At 72.8% G+C, this 16,133-nt stretch carries 14 protein-coding genes; 10 read left to right on the forward strand and 4 right to left on the reverse strand.

Annotated elements, in window-relative coordinates; all coding sequences use genetic code 11:
- Positions 1 to 245 precede the first annotated feature (245 nt).
- Positions 246 to 830, forward strand: coding sequence for a TetR/AcrR family transcriptional regulator (locus ACIBTU_RS26645; RefSeq protein WP_399128984.1), 585 nt, complete (start codon positions 246 to 248; stop codon positions 828 to 830).
- A gap of 193 nt (positions 831 to 1,023) precedes the next feature.
- Here the strand turns inward: ACIBTU_RS26645 and ACIBTU_RS26650 are convergent, their stop codons facing one another.
- Together ACIBTU_RS26650 and ACIBTU_RS26655 are read right to left on the reverse strand one after the other, a co-directional pair.
- The gene (locus ACIBTU_RS26650; RefSeq protein WP_399129188.1) at positions 1,024 to 1,959 is read right to left on the reverse strand and encodes a DeoR/GlpR family DNA-binding transcription regulator; all 936 of its coding nucleotides are present in this window, start codon (positions 1,957 to 1,959) and stop codon (positions 1,024 to 1,026) included.
- 192 nt (positions 1,960 to 2,151) lie between these two features.
- Positions 2,152 to 3,600 (reverse strand): NAD(P)H-quinone dehydrogenase, encoded by a 1,449-nt coding sequence (locus ACIBTU_RS26655; RefSeq protein ID WP_399128985.1) that lies wholly within the window; start codon positions 3,598 to 3,600, stop codon positions 2,152 to 2,154.
- A gap of 138 nt (positions 3,601 to 3,738) precedes the next feature.
- Between ACIBTU_RS26655 and ACIBTU_RS26660 the strand changes: the two genes are divergently transcribed.
- The 4 genes from ACIBTU_RS26660 (at position 3,739) to ACIBTU_RS26675 (ending at position 8,792) form a co-directional block, all read left to right on the forward strand.
- Positions 3,739 to 4,176 carry a gamma-glutamylcyclotransferase gene (locus tag ACIBTU_RS26660; protein ID WP_188337200.1) on the forward strand — a complete coding sequence of 146 codons (438 nt, stop codon included), beginning with the start codon at positions 3,739 to 3,741 and terminating at the stop codon, positions 4,174 to 4,176.
- 138 nt (positions 4,177 to 4,314) lie between these two features.
- Positions 4,315 to 5,139, forward strand: a complete 825-nt coding sequence (locus ACIBTU_RS26665) for a purine-nucleoside phosphorylase (RefSeq protein WP_188337201.1) — start codon at positions 4,315 to 4,317, stop codon at positions 5,137 to 5,139.
- Positions 5,140 to 5,220: 81 nt separating this feature from the next.
- Positions 5,221 to 6,873, forward strand: a complete 1,653-nt coding sequence (locus tag ACIBTU_RS26670) for a phospho-sugar mutase (protein ID WP_399128986.1) — start codon at positions 5,221 to 5,223, stop codon at positions 6,871 to 6,873.
- Between the two features lie 719 nt (positions 6,874 to 7,592).
- Complete coding sequence (locus tag ACIBTU_RS26675; RefSeq protein ID WP_399128987.1) at positions 7,593 to 8,792, forward strand: hypothetical protein; 1,200 nt, start codon at positions 7,593 to 7,595, stop codon at positions 8,790 to 8,792.
- A 45-nt stretch (positions 8,793 to 8,837) separates the two neighbouring features.
- Here the strand turns inward: ACIBTU_RS26675 and ACIBTU_RS26680 are convergent, their stop codons facing one another.
- Positions 8,838 to 9,467 carry a PH domain-containing protein gene (locus ACIBTU_RS26680; RefSeq protein ID WP_399128988.1) on the reverse strand — a complete coding sequence of 210 codons (630 nt, stop codon included), beginning with the start codon at positions 9,465 to 9,467 and terminating at the stop codon, positions 8,838 to 8,840.
- A 339-nt stretch (positions 9,468 to 9,806) separates the two neighbouring features.
- Here ACIBTU_RS26680 and deoC point away from each other — a divergent pair, with 339 nt between their 5' ends.
- Genes deoC through ACIBTU_RS26695 form a run of 3 tightly spaced genes read left to right on the forward strand, consistent with a single transcriptional unit; the run spans position 9,807 to position 13,091 of the window.
- A complete protein-coding gene (gene deoC, locus ACIBTU_RS26685; RefSeq protein ID WP_399129189.1) occupies positions 9,807 to 10,763 on the forward strand; it encodes a deoxyribose-phosphate aldolase in 957 nt (318 codons plus the stop codon).
- 5 nt (positions 10,764 to 10,768) lie between these two features.
- Positions 10,769 to 12,205, forward strand: coding sequence for an aldehyde dehydrogenase family protein (locus tag ACIBTU_RS26690; protein WP_399128989.1), 1,437 nt, complete (start codon positions 10,769 to 10,771; stop codon positions 12,203 to 12,205).
- Positions 12,198 to 13,091 (forward strand): aldehyde dehydrogenase family protein, encoded by an 894-nt coding sequence (locus ACIBTU_RS26695; protein ID WP_399128990.1) that lies wholly within the window; start codon positions 12,198 to 12,200, stop codon positions 13,089 to 13,091. Before ACIBTU_RS26690 ends, ACIBTU_RS26695 begins: the two co-directional genes overlap by 8 nt.
- 82 nt (positions 13,092 to 13,173) lie before the next feature.
- Here the strand turns inward: ACIBTU_RS26695 and ACIBTU_RS26700 are convergent, their stop codons facing one another.
- Positions 13,174 to 13,899: a TetR/AcrR family transcriptional regulator gene (locus ACIBTU_RS26700; RefSeq protein ID WP_399128991.1), complete on the reverse strand. Its 726-nt coding sequence runs from the start codon at positions 13,897 to 13,899 to the stop codon at positions 13,174 to 13,176.
- Positions 13,900 to 14,062: 163 nt separating this feature from the next.
- Between ACIBTU_RS26700 and ACIBTU_RS26705 the strand changes: the two genes are divergently transcribed.
- Positions 14,063 to 14,659: an NADPH-dependent FMN reductase gene (locus tag ACIBTU_RS26705; protein WP_399128992.1), complete on the forward strand. Its 597-nt coding sequence runs from the start codon at positions 14,063 to 14,065 to the stop codon at positions 14,657 to 14,659.
- A 14-nt stretch (positions 14,660 to 14,673) separates the two neighbouring features.
- On the forward strand, positions 14,674 to 16,128 hold the full coding sequence (locus ACIBTU_RS26710; protein ID WP_399128993.1) for an MDR family MFS transporter: 1,455 nt from the start codon (positions 14,674 to 14,676) through the stop codon (positions 16,126 to 16,128).
- Positions 16,129 to 16,133 lie beyond the last annotated feature (5 nt).

Genomic DNA, 16,133 nt, shown 5'->3' on the forward strand with positions numbered 1-16,133 from the left:
CGCGCACAAGGCCGGCACCATCAAGGGCCTGAGCGCGGAGATCGGCGCCTCCCTCACCTCCGGCGCCGCGATCTGCGAGATCAAGGACTGACACCGGTAGTCATCCCGCGGTAGTCAGCACGGCTCCACGGTGGGCGTCTGCAGGGCCACACGGCCCGCAGGCGCCCACCACCCGTATCCGGACCCGATCCCTCCGGCAGTGATCAGGCATCCTGGAAAATGCCCCGCACGCCCTGGGAGGCCCGATGAGCACCGGCACCGAGCACGAGCGTGTCCGCCCCATGCGGGCGGACGCCCGGCGCAACTACGAGCGGCTGCTCACGCAGGCCCGCAAGGCGTTCGCCGAGCACGGTACGGGGGCGTCCCTGGAGGACGTGGCCCGCGCGGCCGGGGTCGGCATCGGCACGCTGTACCGGCACTTCCCGAACCGGTACGCGCTGATCAGTGCCGTCTTCGAGGAGGCGGTGAACGATCTGCTGGCCCGCTCGCGGGCGCTGCTCGACTCGGACGAGCCGTGTGCGGCGCTCGTGGCGTGGCTGCGGGACATCATCACGCACGCCGGTGAGTACCGGGGTCTGTCCCGGGCCCTCATGTCGGCGTCCCAGGACGCCAGTTCGGCGCTGTCCCGGTGCAGCAACCCGATGCGGGAGGCAGGTCAGGCCCTGCTCTCCCGGGCCCAGGCCGCCGGCACGGTCCGCCGCGACGTCTCCATCACGGACCTCCTGCAACTGACCAACGCGATCGCGCTGGCCGCCGAGGAAACCCCCTCCGACCCGCACCTGGCCGACCGCCTCCTGAGACTCACCCTGCGCGGCATCACGGCCCCGTAGAGGCGACTCCGTCGCGGGGCGCGAGCAAGCCGCCCCTGGGGCGCACGAAGTGTGCCTTCCAGGGGCGCGGGGCTGTATCCGATCAGCGACTCCGTCGCGGGGCGCGAGCAACCACGACGGTGGCGCACCCGGCGACGATCCTCCGCCCCTACGGCGGCGGCGTTGTGGCCGAGGCCGGAGGCCGGAGGCCGAGTCAGCGACGGCGGAGGTCGGCGACCCGAGCCGCCCGTTCCGGTCCCGGATCGAGTGGAGCCGCGCTACGGAGCGGGTGACCGCCGTGGCGAGGCTGGCCTCGCCGGGGCCCGGGAAGCGGAGGGACCTCGCGGCGCGCACCCCGCGCCGGACTCCCACCCGACTCACCGCCGGAGGCCCCGGCCCCGTCCCCGCCCCCCGCGACAGCGATCTGCACGCCCTGATCCGCCAGCGCCTGCAACTCGGTCGCGGCCCGCTCGTCGTGCGCGGGCGGCTCGTCGGTGACGAGCCGGGTGATCACATCCGTGGGCACCGTCTGGAACATCGTGTCGGTGCCGAGCTTGGAGTGATCGGCGAGGACGACGACCTCGGCCGCGGCCTGCACGAGCGCCCGGTCGACGGACGCCGACAGCATGTTGGACGTGGACAGGCCGCGCTCGGCGGTCAGCCCGCTCCCGCTGAGGAAGGCCCGGGACACCCTGAGCCCCTGGAGGGACTGCTCGGCCCCGCTGCCCACCAGCGCGTAGTTGGAACCCCGCAGCGTGCCACCGGTCATGACGACCTCCACGCGATTGGCGTGCGCCAACGCCTGGGCCACCAACAGGGAGTTGGTGACGACGGTCAGGCCGGGGACGCGCGCGAGCCGGCGGGCCAGCTCCTGCGTGGTCGTCCCCGCGCCCACCACGATGGCCTCGCCCTCTTCGACGAGACCCGCGGCGAGATCGGCGATGGCCGTTTTCTCTGCGGTCGCGAGATGTGACTTCTGCGGAAAGCCGGATTCCCGCGTGAATCCGCCCGGCAGTACCGCACCGCCGTGCCGGCGGTCGAGGAGTCCTTCTGCCTCCAGTGCGCGCACGTCCCGCCGTACGGTCACTTCGGAGGTCTGGACGACGCGGGCGAGCTCCCGGAGCGATACCGCCCCGTTGGCCCGCACCATTTCGAGGATCAATTGACGACGTTCTGCAGCGAACACGAAACTGACAGTAACCCCAACGACCGTCTGCTTTCAGCAGTTTGCGCCGAATTACAGGTTCTGTTCGCACAGAACACCTGGGAGTGGTATACGCACGGCAACGACGAAGGGCGGGGCCGCGGCCCCGCCCTTCGTCACACAGCGTCAGCGCGCAGGTCAGCTCTCCTCGGCGAGCTTCCGTGTGTGCAGCTGCCGTGCCACTTCGGCGATCGAACCCGACAGCGAGGGGTACACGGTGAACGTGTTCGCCATCTGTTCCACCGTCAGATTGTTGTCGACCGCGATCGAGATGGGGTGGATCAGTTCCGAGGCGCGCGGGGCGACGACCACACCGCCGACGACGATGCCCGTGCCCGGACGGCAGAAGATCTTGACGAAGCCGTCGCGGATGCCCTGCATCTTGGCGCGCGGGTTGCGCAGCAGCGGCAGCTTCACCACGCGGGCGTCGATCTTGCCCGCGTCGACGTTCGCCTGCGTGTAGCCGACGGTCGCGATCTCGGGGTCGGTGAAGACGTTCGAGGAGACCGTCTTCAGGTTCAGCGGGGCCACCGGCTCGCCGAGGAAGTGGTACATGGCGATGCGGCCCTGCATGGCGGCGACGGACGCGAGGGCGAAGACGCCGGTCACGTCACCGGCCGCGTAGACGCCCGGGGCGGTCGTGCGGGAGACCTTGTCGGTCCAGATCTGCCCGGAGTCCTTGAGCCGGACGCCGGCCTCCTCCAGGCCGAGCCCCGCGCTGTTCGGGATGGCGCCGACGGCCATGAGGCAGTGGGTGCCGGAGATGACGCGGCCGTCGGCGAGGGTGACCTCGACGCGGTCGCCGACGCGCTTGGCGGAGGCGGCGCGGGAGCGGGCCATCACGTTCATCCCGCGGCGGCGGAAGACGTCCTCCAGGACGGCGGCGGCGTCCGGGTCCTCGCCGGGCAGCACGCGGTCGCGGGAGGAGACGAGGGTGACCTTGGAGCCGAGGGCCTGGTAGGCGCCGGCGAACTCGGCACCCGTGACACCGGAACCGACCACGATGAGCTCCTCAGGGAGCTCCTCCATGTCGTAGACCTGCGTCCAGTTGAAGATCCGCTCGCCGTCGGGCTGGGCGTCCGGGACCTCGCGCGGGTGGCCGCCGGTCGCGATCAGCACGGCGTCGGCGACGAGGGTCTCCTCGGTGCCGTCGGCGACGGTGACGACGACCTTGCGGGAGCCGTCGAGGTCCTGCTTGCCGTCCAGGCGGCCCTTGCCGCGCATGACGCGGGCGCCCGCGCGGGTGACGGCGGCGGTGATGTCGTGGGACTGGGCGAGCGCGAGGCGCTTCACCCGGCGGTTGACCTTGCCGAGGTCGACGCCGACGACGCGGGCCGGGGAGTCCGGGTCCGGGGTGTCGTCCTCGACGATGATGCCGAGCTCCTCGTAGGAGGAGTCGAAGGTGGTCATCACCTCGGCCGTCGCGATCAGGGTCTTCGACGGCACGCAGTCGGTCAGCACCGATGCCCCGCCCAGACCGTCGGAGTCCACGACGGTCACCTCCGCGCCGAGCGAAGCGGCCACCAGTGCCGCCTCGTATCCGCCAGGTCCGCCGCCAATGATCACGATCCGAGTCACATACGCCATTGTCCCGCACGCTTCAAGGAGCACCGAATCGGGGCCCCCGTCCGGGTAGCGCGCGGCCGAACGTCCTCTTCGGGAGGGGTGATCGCGTTGCACGGTTCCGCAGGGGACGCGTCCGCCGACTGACGTACCCTCGACCACATGTCGCTCTACGCCGCGTACGCCGGCAATCTCGACCCGCGGCTCATGACGCGCCGCGCCCCGCACTCGCCGCTGCGCGCGACGGGCTGGATCAACGGCTGGCGGCTGACGTTCGGCGGCGAGCACATGGGCTGGGAGGGTGCGCTGGCCACGATCGTGGAGGCGCCGCGCTCGCAGGTCTTCGTCGCGCTGTACGACATCGCGCCGATGGACGAGGACTCGATGGACCGCTGGGAGGGTGTCGGCCTCGACATCTACCGGCGGATGCGGGTGCGGGTCGACACGCTGGACGGCGCCGAGCCGGCCTGGGTGTACGTGCTGAACGGGTACGAGGGCGGCCTCCCGTCCGCCCGCTATCTGGGTGAGATCGCCGACGCGGCGGACTCCGCGGGCGCACCGCACGACTACGTGATGGAGCTGCGCAAGCGGCCCTGCTGAGCCCGCCCGAGCCCGCTCCCGCGCGCCCCTTTCGCCGAGTCCCGGGCGCTTCTTCGTCGGAAACGACAAGAGAACGATTGCAAACCCGGGGGCATCGCCATCTACGCGCGTAGGCCAGGACCGGCTACCCTCGATCGCGTGAACGCATCTGTTACTCCGGACAACCTCCAGGGCGATCCCTACGCCGCCGCCGACGCCGCCGCCGCGCGCCTGCGCGAGCTCACGGGCGCCGAGACCCACGACGTCGCCCTCGTGATGGGCTCCGGCTGGGCGCCGGCCGCCGAGGCCCTCGGCGCTCCCGCCGCCGAGTTCCCCTTCACCGAGCTGCCCGGGTTCACCGGTGCCGCGGTGGCGGGCCACGGCGGCAAGGTCCGCTCGTACCAGGTGGGCCAGAAGCGCGCCCTGGTCTTCCTGGGCCGCACCCACTACTACGAGGGCCGGGGCGTCGCCTCCGTCGCGCACGGGGTGCGCACGGCCGCCGCCGCCGGCGCCAAGACCATCGTGCTGACCAACGGCTGCGGCGGTCTGCGCGAGGGCATGCGCCCGGGCCAGCCGGTCCTCATCTCCGACCACATCAACCTGACGGCGACGTCGCCGATCGTCGGCGCGAACTTCGTCGACCTCACCGACCTGTACTCGCCGCGCCTGCGCACCCTGTGCCAGGAGATCGACCCGTCGCTGGAGGAGGGCGTCTACGCCCAGTTCCCCGGCCCGCACTACGAGACCCCGGCCGAGGTCCGCATGGCCGGCATCCTCGGCGCCGACCTCGTCGGCATGTCGACCGTCCTCGAGGCCATCGCGGCCCGTGAGGCGGGCGCGGAGGTGCTCGGCATCTCCCTGGTGACGAACCTGGCGGCGGGCCTGTCCGGCGAGCCGCTCAACCACGAAGAGGTCCTCCAGGCCGGCCGTGACTCGGCCGCGCGCATGGGCGAGCTCCTCACCCAGGTCCTCGCCAAGATCTGACCGCACCGACGGTCCCCGCCCCGTCCCGTACGTCCTGTACGTGCCTTCCCCGTAGCCCCGTACGTCTTGTTGCCTTAAGGAATGCGAACCGTGACCGATCTCAGCAGCGAACTGCTCGACCGGGCGAAGACCTGGCTGGCACAGGACCCGGACCCCGAGACGCGCGACGAGCTCGCGAAGCTGATCGAGGCCCGGGACGCGGCGGCGCTCGGCGAGCGGTTCGCCGGCACGCTGCAGTTCGGCACGGCGGGGCTGCGCGGTGAGTTGGGCGCGGGCCCGATGCGGATGAACCGCGCGGTGGTCATCCGCGCGGCCGCGGGCCTCGCCGCGTACCTGAAGGCCAAGGGGCAGACCGACGGCGTGGTCGTGATCGGCTACGACGCGCGCCACAAGTCGGCGGACTTCGCCCGGGACACGGCTGCCGTGATGGTGGGCGCCGGGCTGCGTGCCGCGGTGCTGCCCCGGCCGCTGCCCACGCCCGTCCTCGCCTTCGCCATACGGCACCTGGGCGCGGTCGCGGGCGTCGAGGTGACCGCCTCGCACAACCCGCCGCGGGACAACGGCTACAAGGTGTACCTCGGCGACGGCTCGCAGATCGTGCCGCCCGCCGACGCGGAGATCGCCGCCGAGATCGACGCGGTGGGGTCCCTGCACGACGTGCCGCGCCCCGAGTCCGGCTGGGAGACCCTCGGCGACGAGGTCCTGGACGCGTATCTCGCCCGTACGGACGCGGTCCTCGCCCCGGGTTCGGCGCGCACGGCCCGCACCGTCTACACGGCGATGCACGGCGTCGGCAAGGACACGCTGCTCGCCGCGTTCGCCCGTGCGGGCTTCCCGGAGCCGGTGCTCGTCGCCGAGCAGGCCGAGCCCGACCCGGACTTCCCCACGGTCGCGTTCCCGAACCCGGAGGAGCCGGGCGCGATGGACCTGTCCTTCGCGACGGCCGCCCGGACCCCGGACTGCGACCTGATCATCGCCAACGACCCGGACGCGGACCGCTGCGCGGTCGCCGTGCGGGACGGCGACGGCTGGCGGATGCTGCGCGGGGACGAGGTGGGCGCGCTGCTGGCGGCCCATCTGGTGGCGCGCGGCGCGACCGGAGTCTTCGCCGAGTCGATCGTCTCCTCGTCCCTCCTCGGCCGGATCGCCGAGGCGGCCTCGCTGCCGTACGAGGAGACGCTGACCGGCTTCAAGTGGATCGCCCGCGTCGACGGCCTGCGCTACGGCTACGAGGAGGCGCTCGGCTACTGCGTCGACCCCGAGGGCGTGCGCGACAAGGACGGCATCACGGCCGCGCTGCTCGTCACCGAGCTGGCGAGCGAGCTGAAGGAGCAGGGCCGCACGCTCCTGGACGCCCTCGACGACCTGGCCCTGGCGCACGGGCTGCACGCCACGGACCAGCTGAGCGTCCGCGTCGAGGACCTGTCGGTCATCGCCGACGCGATGCGCCGCCTGCGCGAGCAGCCTCCGGCGGAGCTGGCGGGCCTCGCGGTGACGTCGGCCGAGGACCTCTCGGCCGGCGCCGGTGGCCTGCCGCCGACGGACGGCCTGCGCTACGCCCTGTCCGGCGCCCGTGTCATCGTCCGCCCCTCCGGCACCGAGCCCAAGCTCAAGTGCTACCTGGAGGTCGTGGTCCCGGTCCCGGAACGCTCCGCGCTCCCCACGGCCCGCGAGGAGGCGACCCGCCGCCTCACCGCTCTGAAGCGGGACCTGGCAACGGCCGCGGGCATCTGACGACCGCAGCATCACCCAGCAGGGCGGCGCCTCCCGGGCGCCGCCCTGCTGCGTTCCGTCCCCCTTCCCCGGCCTCCGACCGGAACGGGGTGAAACGGCACGGCCGCCTTCCCGCACCGCGCCCGGGATCGGCCGGCGTCCTCAGCTGCGCGCAGGCCTCGCGGCTGCCCGACGGCCGGGGACACCGGTCGGGTGACGCGCGCCCCGGGCCACCGACGCCGGGGACATCCGCCGCTCCCAGCGACCGCCGCATGCAGCGGCACGGCCGCCTTCCCGCACCGCGCCCGGGATCGGCCGGCGTCCTCAGCTACGCGCAGGCCTCGCGGCTGCCCGACGGCCGGGGACACCGGTCGGGAGACGCGCACCCCGGGCCACCGACGCCGGGGACATCCGCCGCTCCTAGCGACCGCCGCGTGCAGCGGCACGGCCGCCTTCCCGCACCGCGCCCTAGATCGGGCGGCTTCAGCTGCGCGCAGGCGTCGCGGCTGTCTGGCCGCCGGGGACACCGGTCGGCCAGGCGCCCCGGGCCACCGACGCCCGGCGCATCCGCCGCTCGCGGCCGGACGCCGGGTGTGCCGCTGCGGTGTCGGCGGCGGGGATTCGCGGGCCACCCGGACGGGTGAAATCGGCGGTCAGTTGACGGAACGCGGGGCGACGGGGGGCGGGGGCGGCGGGAAGGCTGCCCCCGCCCCCCGTCCGCGCATCCAGGAGCCGCCTCCGTGACCGAGACCGCCACCCAGGCCCCCCGCCTGCTGCCCCCGCCCCGCCGTGGCCGGCCGGTTCCGGGGTCCGTGATCGGCGGGCTGCGGGAGCGCGCGGCGCGTGCCCTGCGCCGGGCCACGCCGGCGCTCGCCGTGTACACGGCCGTCCGCGTGCTCGTCCTGCTCGCCGTCGGCGTCTGGGCGCACCGGCGGGGCGAGGGCGTCTGGTCGTTGCTCGCCTCGGACTGGGACTCCAACTGGTACGTGGGCATCGCCGACCACGGCTACGCCGACGCCCTCGGGACCGCCGTCAACGCGAACAACCTGGCGTTCTTCCCGCTCTACCCGGTCCTGATCAAGGTCGTCGCCGCGTTCACCCCGGGCTCGCGCGCCACCGTCGGCCTCGCGCTGGCCGTCCTCTCCTCGTACGTGGCCGCGTGGGGGATCTTCGCGGTCGGGCACCGGCTGTACGGGCGCCGGGTCGGCGTGCTGCTGGTGTTCCTGTGGGCCTGTCTGCCCGTGGGCCTGGTCCAGTGGATGGGCTACACGGAGTCGCTGTTCACGGCCGCCGTGGCCTGGTCCCTGTACGCGCTGCTCACCGGGCGCTGGATCTGGGCGGGCGCGCTGTGCTCGCTGGCCGGCCTGACCCGGCCGACCGGGGTCGCGCTGGCCGCCGCGATCGGTCTGTGCGGCCTGCTGGCGCTGCGCCGGGGCCTTGTGTGGCGCGTGGTGTGCGGGGCGCTCCTGGCGCCGCTGGGCTGGCTCGGGTACGTCGGCTGGGTGGGGCTGCGGGTCGGCCGCTGGGACGGCTACTTCGCCGTGCAGAAGCTGTGGTTCAACCAGGTGGACGGCGGCGCCGAGACATTGCGCCGGGTCCACGAGATCCTCGCCGTGGAGCCCCGCCCCGACCTGTTCCTCGTCATGGTGACGCTGACGCTGTTCGCGGCGGTCGCGCTGTACGGGGTGTGCGTCGCGCACCGCCAGCCGCTGCCCCTGCTGCTGTTCACCGGCGCGCTGCTCGCGATCGTGCTCGGCAGCGGCGGCGTCTACTTCCCGCGGGCCCGCTTCCTCATCCCCGCGTTCCCGCTGCTGCTGCCCCTCGCGCTGGCGCTCGCGCGGGCGTCGCGGCGGGTGCGGGTGTTCTCGGTGGCCGGGGCCGTACTGGTGGCGGCATACGGCAGCGGGTACATGGTGCTGGTCTGGGCCGGGGCGCCCTGACCTGTCGGCCTGGCGGCCCTGTCGGCCCTGTCGGCCCGGGGAGTCTCAGCCGATCGCCGAGAGCACGGCCAGGAGGACGGCGCCGGCGGCGGCCGGGGCGAGGATCTCCCAGGCCCAGCGGGCCGTGGCCACACCCTGCGCCTCCGGCTCGCCCGCGCGGGCCTCCTGGAGCTCGCGCAGGTCGTCCATGGCCTGGTCGGAGGCGGCCCGCGTCGGACGCTCCTTGGCACCCTTGCCGCCGGACAGCAGCGAGCCCCGGCCGGGGTCGTCCATGGCGGCGGCCCGGCTCAGATTGCGCTGCGCCTTCTTGCGGGCGCGCAGCGAGACGGGGATGGACCACAGCTGGTACTTGGTGCCGTCCTGGTCGAGGACCTCGTTGGAGTAACCGGACCGGAACGTCGCGACGGCCGCCCAGGGCAGCGTGATCACGCGGAACGGGTTGCGGATGCGGAGCCGGTCCTCGCTCGCGAACACCGCCGGGCGCAGGGTGAACGCCACCACGACCGGCACGGCGAGGAGGAGGCCCGCGAGGGCCAGCCACGGGGTGCGGCCTTCGCCCTGGACCACGGCGTCGATTCCGAGCCAGGCGCACAGTGCGAGCAGCACGATGCCGCCCGCGATACCGGCGGACGATCGGTAGACGCGGTCCTTGAGGGGGGCGGGGGTCGAGGTCATGGCCCGATTGTGCCTGACGCTGCGCCAGCCTGATCCGTGTGGGCGCCGTAGCTCCGGACGAGGCATGTCGACCACCGGCCGGTGGGGGCTGGTCGCGCAGTTCCCCGCGCCCCTGGAAGGCATGCGGCTTCGCCGCGCCTTCCCCAGATGAAAGGCACCCCGCACCTTGATCGGGGAAATGCGGCGCGCAGCGTCTGCATTTCAGGGGCGCGGGGAACTGCGCGAGAAGCCCCACCGGCCCGCAGTCGCCCACGAAACAGAACCCCGCAGACGAAAAGGCGCCCCCCGGCCCACCACTTGTCCCGCCGCTACGCGCGTAGATATGCTCCCCTCGTGACCATGCCCACTGCACCCGCCAAAGAACACGCACTGGCCGACGCCACCGCGTCCGAGAGCACCCTGCGCCGCTTCCTGCAGGGCCTGCCCGGCGTGGACGCGGTGGGCCTGGAGGCCCGGGCCGCCGCGCTCGGCACGCGTTCCATCAAGACGACGGCCAAGGCGTACGCCATCGACCTGGCCATCTCGATGATCGACCTGACGACCCTGGAAGGCGCCGACACCCCGGGCAAGGTCCGGGCCCTCGGCGCGAAGGCCGTCAACCCGGACCCGACCGACCGCACGACCCCCCGCACCGCGGCCGTCTGCGTCTACCCCGACATGGTGGAGACCGCGAAGGCCGCCGTCGCCGGCACGGACGTGAACGTCGCCTCGGTCGCGACCGCGTTCCCGGCCGGCCGCGCCGCCCTGGAGGTGAAGCTCGGGGACGTCCGCGAGGCCGTCGCCGCGGGCGCCGACGAGATCGACATGGTCATCGACCGCGGCGCCTTCCTCTCGGGCCACTACATGAAGGTCTACGAGGAGATCCGCGCCGTGAAGGAGGCCTCGGGCAGCGCCCGGCTCAAGGTCATCTTCGAGACCGGCGAGCTGTCCACGTACGACAACATCCGGCGCGCGAGCTGGATCGGCATGCTGGCCGGTGCCGACTTTATCAAGACCTCGACCGGCAAGGTCGGGGTCAATGCCACGCCCGCGAACACGCTGCTGATGCTGGAGGCGGTCCGCGACTTCCGCGCCGCGACCGGCGTACAGATCGGCGTGAAGCCCGCCGGCGGCATCCGCACCTCGAAGGACGCCCTCAAGTTCCTCGTGCTCGTGAACGAGACGGCGGGCGCGGACTGGCTCGATAACCACTGGTTCCGGTTCGGCGCCTCCAGCCTGCTCAACGACCTGCTCATGCAGCGTCAGAAGCTGGCCACCGGCCGCTACTCCGGTCCCGACTACGTGACGGTGGACTGATCACCATGGCATCTGTGTTTGATTACGCGCCCGCGCCCGAGTCCCGTTCGGTCGTGGACATCGCCCCGTCCTACGGGCTGTTCATCGACGGCGAGTTCGCCGAGGCCGCCGACGGCAAGGTCTTCAAGACCGTCTCCCCCGCCACCGAGGAGGTCCTCTCCGAGGTCGCGCAGGCCGGTGAGGCGGACGTGGAGCGCGCCGTGAAGGCGGCCCGCAAGGCGTTCGAGAAGTGGTCGGCGCTGCCCGGCGCCGAGCGCGGCAAGTACCTCTTCCGCATCGCCCGCATCATCCAGGAGCGCAGCCGTGAGCTGGCCGTCCTGGAGACGCTCGACAACGGCAAGCCGATCAAGGAGACCCGCGACGCGGACCTCCCCCTCGTCGCCGCGCACTTCTTCTACTACGCGGGCTGGGCCGACAAGCTCGACCACGCCGGGTTCGGCCCGGGCGCGAAGCCGCTGGGCGTCGCCGGCCAGGTCATCCCGTGGAACTTCCCGCTGCTGATGCTGGCCTGGAAGATCGCCCCGGCGCTCGCCACGGGCAACACGGTGGTCCTCAAGCCCGCCGAGACGACCCCGCTCTCCGCCCTCTTCTTTGCGGACATCTGCCGCCAGGCGGGCCTGCCCAAGGGCGTCGTCAACATCCTGCCCGGGTACGGCGACGCGGGCGCGGCCCTGGTCGCGCACCCGGACGTGAACAAGGTGGCCTTCACCGGCTCCACGGCGGTCGGCAAGCAGATCGCCCGTACGGTCGCCGGCACCGACAAGAAGCTCACGCTCGAACTCGGCGGCAAGGGCGCGAACATCGTCTTCGACGACGCCCCGATCGACCAGGCCGTCGAGGGCATCGTCACCGGCATCTTCTTCAACCAGGGGCAGGTCTGCTGCGCGGGCTCGCGTCTCCTGGTCCAGGAGTCGATCCAGGACGAGCTGCTCGACCGCCTCAAGAACCGGCTGTCGACGCTGCGCCTCGGCGACCCGCTCGACAAGAACACGGACATCGGCGCGATCAACTCGGCCGAGCAGCTGGCCCGGATCACGGCGCTCGCCGAGACGGGCGAGGCCGAGGGTGCCGAGCGCTGGTCCGCCCCCTGCGAACTGCCGTCCTCCGGCTACTGGTTCGCGCCGACGCTGTTCACGAACGTCACGCAGGCGCACACCGTCGCCCGCGACGAGATCTTCGGCCCGGTGCTCTCGGTGCTGACCTTCCGCACGCCCGAAGAGGCCGTCGCGAAGGCCAACAACACGCAGTACGGGCTCTCGGCCGGCATCTGGACCGAGAAGGGCTCCCGCATCCTCGCCGTGGCGAACAAGCTGCGCGCCGGGGTCGTCTGGGCCAACACGTTCAACAAGTTCGACCCGACCTCGCCGTTCGGCGGCTACAAGGAGTCGGGCTTCGGCCGCGAGGGCGGCCGTCACGGTCTGGAGGCCTACCTCGATGTCTGATGCGGCACGTCTGAGCGTCTTCAAGACCTACAAGCTGTACGTGGGCGGGAAGTTCCCGCGTTCCGAGAGCGGCCGGGTGTACGAGGTGACGGACTCCAAGGGCAAGTGGCTGGCGAACGCGCCGCTCTCCTCCCGCAAGGACGGCCGTGACGCGGTCGTCGCCGCCCGCAAGGCGTTCGGCGGCTGGTCCGGCGCGACCGCGTACAACCGCGGGCAGGTCCTCTACCGCGTCGCCGAGATGCTGGAGGGCCGCCGCGAGCAGTTCGTGCGCGAGGTCGCCGACGCGGAGGGCCTGTCGAAGTCGAAGGCGGCCGCCCAGGTCGACGCGGCCATCGACCGCTGGGTCTGGTACGCGGGCTGGACCGACAAGGTCGCCCAGATCGTCGGCGGCGCGAACCCGGTCGCGGGCCCCTTCCTCAACCTCTCCACCCCGGAGCCGACCGGCGTCGTCACGATCGTCGCGCCGCAGGAGTCCTCGCTCCTCGGCCTGATCTCGGCGCTGGCCCCGGTCATCGCGACGGGCAACACGGCGGTGGTGATCGCGAGCGAGAAGTCCCCGCTCCCGGCGCTGTCGCTGGGCGAGGTCCTGGCCACCTCCGACGTCCCCGGCGGCGTCGTCAACATCCTGTCCGGCCGGGCGGCGGAGATCGCCCCGTCCCTCGCCGCTCACCAGGACGTCAACGGCATCGACCTGACCGGCACCGACGCCGACCTGGCCAAGGAGCTGGAGATCGCGGCGGCGGACAACCTGAAGCGCGTACGCCGTCCACAGCCTGTGGAGGACTTCGCGGCCGACCCCGGCACGGACCGCCTGACGTACTTCCTGGAGACGAAGACCGTCTGGCACCCGACGGGCTCCCTGGGCGCGTCCGGCTCGTCCTACTGACCGCCGGCCCCCGCACCGAGGCCCCGGCCCCTCCTCCGTCCAGGAGGGGCCGGGGCCTCGCCCGTGCCCGTACGCGCTGCCGTCAGAGTCCGAGCCGCCGCGCGATGCCGTCGAGCACGCAGTCGAGGCCGAACTCGAACTCCCAGGTGGGGTCGTCCTTGCGGGTCGCGCTGTACGCGTAGGAGCGGTAGACCGGGTAACGGCCGCTGTCCAGCAGGTAGTTCATCTGCGGCGCGAGCCCCCTGCGGGTCTCGTCCCCGCCGTCCCAGCCCTGCTCCGCGCGATACCGGTCGAGCGCGACCTGCGACTGGGTCGCACCGTGCACGTACGAGGCGACGGCCCGGAAGGCGGCCATCATCGTGTCCGGGTCGAGGCCGAGCTCGCCGAGCGCCGCCAACTGCCGTTCGGCGACGGCCATCCGGGTCGGCGTCAGCATGAACAGCGGCGCCGGCAGCTGTGTCATCCACGGGTGCGCCAGCGTCATGACCCGGGTCCGCACGGCGTACGCCCGCAGCACCTCGCGCCATCCGGTCACGCCCTCGGGGACCTCCAGCTCGCCCGAGACCCGGTCCACCATCAACGCCAGCAGGTCGTCCTTGCCCGAGACGTGCCGGTAGGCGGCCATCGGCGCGACACCCAGCTCCGTGGCGATCCGGCGCATCGTGACGGCCGCGAACCCCTCGGCGTCGGCCAGTTCCACGGCGACGTCCACGATCCGCTGCGGGGTGAGCGAGGCGCGCGGCGCGGCCGGACGCTCCATCCGCTCCCACAGCGAGGGCTCGGGCCCCACGTTCTTCTTCGCGGCCACAGACGTACTCCTTCGGGCTCCTCGGACTGTTCCGGCGGCACGGACGCGACGACCCCGCCCGCGTGTACATCGTATCCACAGTAGACGCCGTACACATCAATGTGTACGTTGTACGCGTTGGAGATACGCCGTACACAACGGCCCACTCACCGGGGGTTTCGCCATGCCGTCGTCCACCACTCCGCTCCGCGTCGCCGTCCTCGTCGGCTCCACCCGCGAGGGCCGCTTCGCACCCGTCGTCACCAAGTGGCTGAGCGGCCACCTCGGTCAGCGCGCCGACCTGCGCGCTGACATCGTCGACCTCACCGAGACGCCGCTGCCCACCGTGCTGCCCGCCTTCGGCGAGGAGCCGCCGCCCGGCACCCGGGAGGCGCTCGCGGCCGTGAGCCCGCGCTTGGCCGCCGCCGACGCGTTCGTCTTCGTCACGCCCGAGTACAACCACAGCTTCCCGGCGGCCCTGAAGAACGCCGTCGACTGGCACAACACGGAATGGCACGGCAAGCCGATCGCCTTCGTGTCCTACGGCGGCCTGTCCGGCGGCCTGCGCGCGGTCGAGCAACTGCGCGTCGTGATGGCCGAGTTGAACGCCACCACCGTCCGCAACACGGTCAGCTTCCACAACGCCTACGGCGCCTTCGACGCGGACGGCCGGGTCGACGACCCCGCGGTGGACGCGGCGGCGAAGGCCATGCTCGACCAGCTCACCTGGTGGGCCCACGCCCTGCGCGACGCCAAGTCCCGCAGCCCGTACGCGGCTTGAGGGCGGTGGACCTCATGACGACACAGACACACACCGAGCAGACACCCGCGACCGGTACGGCACCCGCGCCACCGTCCCGCACGGTGATCGCCGGCCTGCTGCTGGGCATCGTGCTCGCCACGCTCGACGGCACCGTCGTCGGCACCGCGCTCCCCGTCATCGTCGACGATCTGGGCGGCCTCGCCCATCTGTCGTGGGTGGTGACCGCCTACCTGCTCACGACCGCCGTCAGCACCCCCCTGTGGGGCAAGCTCGGCGACCTGTGGGGCCGCAAGGGCAGTTACGTGGCCTCGATCATCGTCTTCCTCGCGGGCTCCGTCCTGTGCGGACTCGCCCAGGACATGGGGCAGTTGATCGCCTTCCGGGCCCTTCAGGGGCTCGGCGCGGGCGGCCTGTTCGTCGGCGCGCTCTCCCTCATCGGCACCCTGCTCACCCCCGCCGAGGCGGGCCGCTCCCAGTCGGTGATCGGCGTACTGCTGCCCGCCGCGATGATCGGCGGCCCGCTGATCGGCGGCTTCCTCACCGACCAGCTGGACTGGCGCTGGGTGTTCTACGTCAACGTGCCCGTCGGAGCCCTCGCGCTCGCCGTCATCGGCGCCGGGGTCCGGGTCCGCACCACCCGTGTGAAGGCCCGCGTCGACCTCGCCGGCGCCGGACTGCTGACCGCCGGGATCGTCGCCCTGACCCTGCTCGCGGCCTGGGCGGGAAGCACGTACGCGTGGACGTCACCGCAGGTCCTGGCGCTCGCGGTGCTCGCGGCGGCGGCGCTCGCCGGTTTCGTGCGGGCGGAGCGGCGCGCGGCCGAACCCGTCATCCCGCCCCGCCTGTTCGCCGACCGCAACTTCACGGTCGCCCAGGTGCTGAGCTTCGTCGCGGGAGGGGCGATGCTCGCCGCCGCCAGCTATCTGCCGCAGTACATGCAGCACGTACGCGGCGCCTCGGCCACGCGGAGCGGGCTGCTCCTGCTCCCGCTGATGCTCGGCATGATGGGGGCCCAGCTCACCATCGGGCGGCGGGTCGGCGCGGGCGGCCGCTACCGGGCCTATCCGATCGCGGGCGGCGCGGTGGCGACGGCGGGCGCGCTCGCCCTGCTGCTGCTCGGCACCGGGACCCCGGTCTGGACCGCGTCCGCGCTGACCCTGGTCCTCGGCACCGGCCTCGGCTGCCTGCTGCAGCCCGCGATGCTCATCACGCTGAACAGCGCGCAGCCCCGCGACATCGGCGCGGCCAGCGGCACCCAGACCCTGCTGCGCACGATCGGCGGCTCGCTCGGGGTGGCCGTGCTCGGCTCGGTGTTCGCGGGGCGGGTCGACGAGGGCGCGCACGGGGCCGCGTTCCGGACGGGCGTCGTCGACGGCGTGCACGGCGTCGCCCTCGGGACGGCGCTGCTGTGCGCGGTGGCGTTCGCGGTCTCCTGGGCCGTGCGCGAGGTGCCCCTGCGGTCCGCGGCCGGGCCCCGGGAGGGATGAACCGC

Origin of the sequence: Streptomyces sp. NPDC050145 (genome assembly GCF_044460245.1) — a bacterium.
Lineage (GTDB): Bacteria > Actinomycetota > Actinomycetes > Streptomycetales > Streptomycetaceae > Streptomyces.